The organism is Bradyrhizobium liaoningense, assembly GCF_018130955.1.
GTDB lineage: Bacteria > Pseudomonadota > Alphaproteobacteria > Rhizobiales > Xanthobacteraceae > Bradyrhizobium > Bradyrhizobium liaoningense_C.
The window spans coordinates 21,608-28,117 of the sequence record NZ_JAFCJM010000083.1; the positions used below are offsets into that span (position 1 = coordinate 21,608).

The following is a 6,510-nucleotide window of genomic DNA, read 5'->3' on the forward strand; positions in this document are numbered from 1 at the left end:
TTCCATTAACCATGCCTGTTTACCTCTTGGTGAGGATTTGGGGCGCGCGGAGCCATCGATGTCGGAGCGGATGCAACTGGTTGTAGCTACGCCGTGTTTCGGCGGGCAGGTGTCGAGCATCTATGCGAGCTCGATCTTCGCGCTTCAGCGTGCCGTGCACGGTATGTCCAATCTCGAGCTCAAGGTGCACTTGCGCGACGGCGACGCGCTGATCACGCGGGCGCGGGCCAATCTGGTCGCGATGTTCCTCGACGATCCCAAGGCGACGCATTTCCTGTTCGTCGACGCCGATATCGGATTTACGCCGGAGCAGGTGTTCCGGCTGATCGAATGCGGGGCCGACGTCGTGGCCGGCTGCTATCCGATCAAGCGCGTCAACTGGAGCAAGGCAAAGCGGGCGATCGAGGCGGGGCGGACGGACGTGGCCGCGGCCTCGCTCGACTACGTGCTCGAGATCGAGGATCCCGACCGCATCGTGGTGGTCAACGGGTTTACGCGCGTGCGTTATGCGGGCACCGGATTCCTGATGATCCGCCGTCACGTGCTGGAGGCGATGTGCCGCCATCCGAACTACGCGAACCTGCAATTCTTCCGCGAGCATTCGCACGACACGCTGGCGGCGAGCAGCAACCGCTTCGCGCTGTTCGAATGCATGATCGACCCCGCGACCGGCACCTATCTCTCCGAGGACTTTGCCTTCTGCAAGCGCTGGACCGACATTGGCGGCGAGATTTGGGCCGACATCCAGAGCTCGCTCGATCACGTCGGGCCGTCGGTATTCCGCGGCGACATCGCCTCGCAATTCGCGGCGGCACCTGCCGTCGCCGCCGATGCCGCGTGAGCCTCGCCGATGAATGCTGGGGCGTCCCGCTTGCGTCCTGCGGATGGTCGGCGCTATCGCTTGCGCGATCTCTTCACGCCGCTCGAGACGCTGCTCTCGTCCGGCGGTGACGTCCGCCTCGCGCTCGACCCGCAAAGCCGCCTGAACGCCTATGGCTGTGCGCCGATGCCGACCGACGAGGTCTGGAATTTCGCGTCCTCGACCGCCTCGTCGATCTCCGAGGCCGCCTACGAGCGGGCCGCGCTGGCGCGCGAAGAGCTCGTGCACAAATCGCTGTTCGAAGAGGTGGACGTCGCTTTCGATGCCCGCGTCGAGGACATGCGCGACGAGCTGCGCGGCCATCTGCAGCTCCCGCCGCGGGTTGATGTGGTGTTCTCGCCCTCGGGCACCGACTCCCAGCTCCACGCACTGTTCCTGGCGCGCGCCGTGCTCGGCCGGCCGCCGGTGACGATCGTGGTCGGCTCCGATCAGACCGGAAGCGGCGCGGCCGCGACCGCGCGCGGACTTCATTTCAGCAGCGTGACGGCGAGTGGCGTTTCCGTGCGCAAGGACGGCTCGATCGCAGGCCTTGCCGGAGAATCCATCGCCGTGCCGTTGCGCGAACCCGCATCCGTCATCGCACCGCGCCGTGACGCCGATACCGAGGTCTTGCGTGCGATCGAAACCACGGTCGCACGCGGCGCGCCGGTGCTGCTCCAGATCATGGACGCCTCGAAGCTCGGCTGGCGTGCGCCGAGCGATGCCTGCCTCGACGAGATTGCGCGGCGCTGGCCCGGCAAGGTCAAGGTCGTCGTCGATGCCTGCCAGATGCGGCTCGGGCGCCGTCGGCTGCGCTTCTACCTGGATCGCGGCTACATGGTGCTCGTGACCGGTTCGAAATTCTTCGGCGGACCGGCCTTCAGCGGCGCGTTGCTCGTACCAAAGGGATTTTCACGCTCGCTCGATCAGAATGCGGAGATTGCGCCGGGATTCTTCGACTATGCGGGCCGCAGCGACTGGCCCAAGCGCTGGTCTGCGCTCAGATCCCGCTTCGAGAGCCGGCCGAATTTCGGCCAGTGGCTGCGCTGGGAAGCGGCGCTGAGCGAGATGGCTGCCTACTACGCGGTACCCGGCGCATTCCGCGCCCGTGCACTGGCGGAACTCGTGGCCGGTATCGACAGCATGATCGCGCTGACGCCGTCGCTCGGCGCGGTGTCCGCGCCGCGGCACGCCGGCGTCGATGACGAGGAGTTCGCCCACGCCACGATCTTTCCGTTCACGCTGCTGCGGCAGGGCGAACCGATCCCGATCGCCGAGACCAGCGCCATCTATCGCGCGCTCGCGCGCGACATGGCCGACGACATCAACGGCAGCGCCGCGGACCGTCAGGTCGCCGCGCAAGGCTGCCTCGTCGGTCAGCCGGTCCGCATCGATTTGCCCGATGGCGCGCCGCACGCTGCGTTGCGCCTCTGCGTCGGCGCGCGGCACGTGACCGAGGCCTGGTCGCCGGATGCGGCAGACGCGCGACGCAATCTGCAGCAAATTCTCGATCGCATCGCCCATGTGCTTGTGAAGATCGAACTGTTGCTCGGCCGCGCGGACCGCGCGGCGCCGCTCACGACGTCTGTTTCCGGAGTTTGATATGCAGCGCCTTGCCGATCCGCTTCGCCTGATCGCACCGCAATTCGCCGATCGCATCGGCTTCGCGCGGCTGACGCATCAGGCTTTCGACGGCGTCGATCTGCGTCCGTTGCGCGATCGGCTCGTCGCCAAAATTGCCGACGGCACCGCGCAGGCGGGCGAGGGACTCGACCTCTCGCTGATCGCCCAGCTCCTCGGCGACAAGGATGCAGGGCTTGCCATTCAGGCGGAAGTGCTCGCCTTCCATCAATTGTTCCGCTCGCCCTGCGCCGTGACGAAGCCGGCCCTGCGCGTGCTCGCACTTGCGGCGGCGATCGACATGGGCGGCAACACGCCGATCGAATTTTTGCTCGAGGGCTCCGAGATCGAGCTGTTGACGCTCTACGTCGTGAAGGACGTTGGTCTGCCCGAACCGCTTCCCGATCACGACGTCGCCATCGTGGTGGCATCGGATTCCGAAGAGTGCCGCGAGGCGCTTGCGTCGATCGAGGTCGCCGCATCGCGTTGGCCGCGGCCGTTGCTCAATCGCCCGGATCGCATCGCCAATCTCGATCGGGACAAACTCTACCGCCTGCTTGCGGACATTCCGGGGCTCGACATTCCCGCAACGATCTGCGTCACGCGCGCGCAATTGTCCGCACTTGCGGTCGGCGAGATGCGCTGCGACGACATCGCGGGCGAGCTGTGCTTTCCGATGATCGCGCGGCCGCGCGGATCGCATGCCGGCGTCGGCCTTGCGAAGATCGACGATGCCGCTTCGCTCGCAAGCTATCTGGCCGAGCGAAACGAGCACGAATTCTTCGTCGCGCGCTTTGTCGATTACGCCAGCGCCGACGGTCTCTACCGCAAGTATCGTCTCGCCATCGTCGACGGCCGCCCTTACGCCTGTCACATGGCGATCGCCGATCGCTGGGACATCTGGTACCTCAACGCCTACATGGCATTCAGCGAGGAAAAGCGCGCCGAAGAGGCGGCCTTCATGCGCGACTTCGACGATGCGTTCGCGCGCCGCCATCGCAATGCGCTCGACGAGATGAGCAGGCGCGTCGGGCTCGACTATTTCACCATCGACTGCGCCGAGAACAGGAATGGCGAGCTCCTGATCTTCGAGGCCGATAATACCGCCGTTGTGCACAACATGGATTCGCCGGACGTGTTTCCCTACAAGCAGCCGCAGATGCGCAGGATCTTTGCTGCGTTCACCGCGATGCTGGCGCGTCACGCGAAATCCGGGAGCCGGACATGAACGAGATCGTCAGGAACGACGTGAACACCGCAGTCGAGAACGCGTCGCTCGATCCGCAGGATTGGAGTGCGTTTCGCGCGCTTGCGCATCGTATGCTCGACGAGACGATCGATTCCATCGCCAATGTCCGCGAGCGACCGGTCTGGCAGCCGATCCCGGACCGCGTTCGCGCGCAGTTCAGGGCCGACGTGCCGCACACAGCGGCTGAGCTGGGCGATGTCTATCGTGAGTTCTCGGAAAATATCGCGCCTTACGCCACCGGCAATGTGCATCCCGGATTCATGGGCTGGGTACACGGCGGCGGCACCGCAGTCGGCATGCTCGCCGAGATGCTGGCGGCGGGATTGAATGCGAATCTCGGTGGACGCGATCACATGCCGATCGAGGTCGAACGACAGATCGTCGAATGGATGCGCCAGTTGTTCGGCTTCCCGCAAGGAGCGAGCGGCATCTTCGTCACGGGTACGTCGATGGCCAATTTGATGGCGGTGCTGGTGGCGCGGAGCTCTGCGCTCGGTACGCTGGCGCGACAACACGGTATCGGCAATGACGGCGCCTTGCTCACGGCTTATACGTCGAAGGCGGCGCATGGCTGCATCTCCAGGGCCATGGACATTGCGGGCCTCGGCACCGATGCGCTACGCAAGATCGACGTCGATGCCGATCACCGCATCGACATCGCAAAATTACGCGCGCAGATCGCAATCGATCGCGAGGTCGGCTTCAAGCCGTTCCTTGTCGTCGCATCAGCCGGTACGGTCGACATCGGTGCGATCGACGACCTCAAGGCGCTGGCGGCGCTGTGCCGCGAGGAGCAGATCTGGTTTCATGTCGATGGCGCGTTCGGTGCGCTTGCCGTGCTGTCGGAAGAGCTCGCGCCGCTGCTCGCCGGCATCGAGCTCGCAGACTCCATCGCGCTGGATTTCCACAAATGGGGGCAGGTGCCTTACGACGCCGGCTTCCTGCTGGTCCGCGACGGCGAGCGGCATCGGCAGGCGTTCGCACAACCTGCAGCATATTTGCGCCGTGAGGCGAGGGGACTTGCCGCGGGTTCTCACTGGCCCTGCGATTTCGGCCCCGATCTGTCGCGCGGTTTCCGCGCGCTGAAGACCTGGTTCACGCTGAAGACGTTCGGCACGGAGCGTCTCGGCAAGGCGATCGCGCGCACCTGCGCGCTCGCGAAATATCTCGAGGCGCGCATCGTCGCCGAGCCGAGGCTCGAGCTGCTGGCGCCGGTCAGGCTCAACATCGTCTGCTTCCGCTATCGCGCCGACGATGCCGATGGGATCAACGGCGACATCGTTGCCGATATCCAGGAGGCCGGTATCGCGGCGCCATCGAGTACGACGCTCGACGGCAAGCTCGCGATCCGCGCGGCGATCGTCAATCATCGCACCGACGCCAGCGACATCGATGCGCTGGTGTCGGCCGTGCTGGAGTTCGGCGCGCGCCGCACCGGCGATGGTGTCGTCGAGATCGCGGCGCCGCCGCTCGCAGCCCAATAGAATTCGAAACGGCGTATCCCAAAACAAACGCCCCGGACGAGGTCCGGGGCGAGTTGACTTGCGGCAGGAGAATGCGTCGGTCGGATCAGGCAGCCGAGCTGACGTCGCCGGCTTGCGTTGCGAGGTGGCTGCGAAGCTTCTCTTCGTAGGCGATCAGCTTGCGGGCTTCCTTCAGCGCCCTGTAGAGGTCGCCGCTCAGAATGTGGTTGTTGATGTTCTCGATGATCGGCCAGGAGCTCGGCACCGCCGTGACGATGTCGCGGACCAGATTGAAATAGGTGCCGTGCTGGGTCTGCGGATCCGGCGAGATGTACATGAGCTGCACCGCCAGATAGACGAGCTTGGCGGGCGTATTGGCCGTTTCGGGCGTCAGGATGTCCCGCTCGCGCAGGATCGGCACGTTCTCGCCGTCGATCAGAAGGCGGGCGCGCTGATCGGTGTTGGTAATCACGCAGTTACCGACGATGATGCGTTCGTGCGGTCTGAGCTCGACCTTGAGAGCCATGCCTGTTCTCCATCAACGCTTTCGTAACCAGCGCTGTTTTGGGGCTTATCAGGCTGCAATCCTTCCCTAACATTAGTTAACGAGTTGTGAAGGTCTCGCGTGTGGACAAAAAAGGCAAGTAATATCAGTTGGATGGCGATCCCCCGAAATCCGGCGAGAGTACCGTGAGGGCCCGATTCTGCGCGCCGACTCAGAAAAAGCGGCGGTTCCATTTCATGCTTCGTTAGATTCTCAAACGCACCGTCCGCCGGTCTCTCGATCAAGCGCGATCGCAGCAAGACGTCACACGCTTACCAGAAAGGTAACACGCAATGACCGGCATCGTCCTCTCAGCATCAGTTCGTCAGAACCTGCTGTCCCTCCAGTCCACCGCTGACCTCCTCGCCACCACCCAGAACCGCCTGGCCACCGGCAAGAGCGTCAACTCGGCTCTCGACAACCCCACCAACTTCTTCACGGCACAGTCGCTCGACAACCGCGCCAGCGACATCAACAACCTGCTCGATGGCATCGCCAACGGCGTGCAGGTGCTGCAGGCTGCCAACACCGGCATCACCTCGCTGCAGAAGTTGATCGACAGCGCGAAGTCGATCGCCAACCAGGCGCTGCAGACCACGGTCGGCTACTCCACCAAGTCCAACGTCTCGGCCACCGTTTCGGGCGCGACGGCTGCCGACCTGCGTGGCACCACCTCCTACGCCAGCACTGTTGCCACCAGCAACGTGCTGTATGACGGCACCGCGGGCGGCACCCATGCCGCGACCTCGGCGATCACGCTGGGCGCGACCCAGGG

General features: G+C 64.6%; 5 protein-coding genes and 1 pseudogene. 5 read left to right on the plus strand and 1 reads right to left on the minus strand.

All coding sequences use genetic code 11. The features are described 5' to 3' along the window. Positions 1-58 precede the first annotated feature (58 nt). From JQ632_RS35655 to JQ632_RS35670, 4 genes are read left to right on the plus strand one after another with little or no spacing between them, the layout of a single operon-like run. A complete protein-coding gene (locus tag JQ632_RS35655) occupies positions 59-841 on the plus strand; it encodes a hypothetical protein (protein ID WP_212407395.1) in 783 nt (260 codons plus the stop codon). 9 nt (positions 842-850) lie between these two features. Beyond that, on the plus strand, positions 851-2,461 hold the full coding sequence (locus tag JQ632_RS35660; protein ID WP_212407396.1) for a hypothetical protein: 1,611 nt from the start codon (positions 851-853) through the stop codon (positions 2,459-2,461). Between the two features lies 1 nt (position 2,462). Next, positions 2,463-3,707: a RimK family alpha-L-glutamate ligase gene (locus tag JQ632_RS35665; protein ID WP_212407397.1), complete on the plus strand. Its 1,245-nt coding sequence runs from the start codon at positions 2,463-2,465 to the stop codon at positions 3,705-3,707. Further along, the gene (locus tag JQ632_RS35670) at positions 3,704-5,212 is read left to right on the plus strand and encodes an aspartate aminotransferase family protein (protein ID WP_212407398.1); all 1,509 of its coding nucleotides are present in this window, start codon (positions 3,704-3,706) and stop codon (positions 5,210-5,212) included. The genes JQ632_RS35665 and JQ632_RS35670 overlap by 4 nt, the downstream gene beginning before the upstream one ends. A gap of 85 nt (positions 5,213-5,297) precedes the next feature. On the opposite strand, the gene flbT is transcribed toward JQ632_RS35670, so the two are convergent. Further along, the gene (flbT, locus tag JQ632_RS35675) at positions 5,298-5,717 is read right to left on the minus strand and encodes a flagellar biosynthesis repressor FlbT (protein ID WP_212407399.1); all 420 of its coding nucleotides are present in this window, start codon (positions 5,715-5,717) and stop codon (positions 5,298-5,300) included. 311 nt (positions 5,718-6,028) lie between these two features. Here flbT and JQ632_RS35680 point away from each other — a divergent pair. Further along, positions 6,029-6,510: pseudogene (locus tag JQ632_RS35680) on the plus strand (flagellin); the annotation flags it as partial.

Bases quoted from the DNA above. Each gene is read 5' to 3' on its own strand.
- JQ632_RS35670 (WP_212407398.1), top strand. From the start codon at position 3,704: ATGAACGAGATCGTCAGGAACGACGTGAACACCGCAGTCGAGAACGCG.
- JQ632_RS35655 (WP_212407395.1), top strand. From the start codon at position 59: ATGTCGGAGCGGATGCAACTGGTTGTAGCTACGCCGTGTTTCGGCGGG.
- JQ632_RS35660 (WP_212407396.1), top strand. From the start codon at position 851: ATGAATGCTGGGGCGTCCCGCTTGCGTCCTGCGGATGGTCGGCGCTAT.
- flbT (WP_212407399.1), bottom strand. From the start codon at position 5,717: ATGGCTCTCAAGGTCGAGCTCAGACCGCACGAACGCATCATCGTCGGT.
- JQ632_RS35665 (WP_212407397.1), top strand. From the start codon at position 2,463: ATGCAGCGCCTTGCCGATCCGCTTCGCCTGATCGCACCGCAATTCGCC.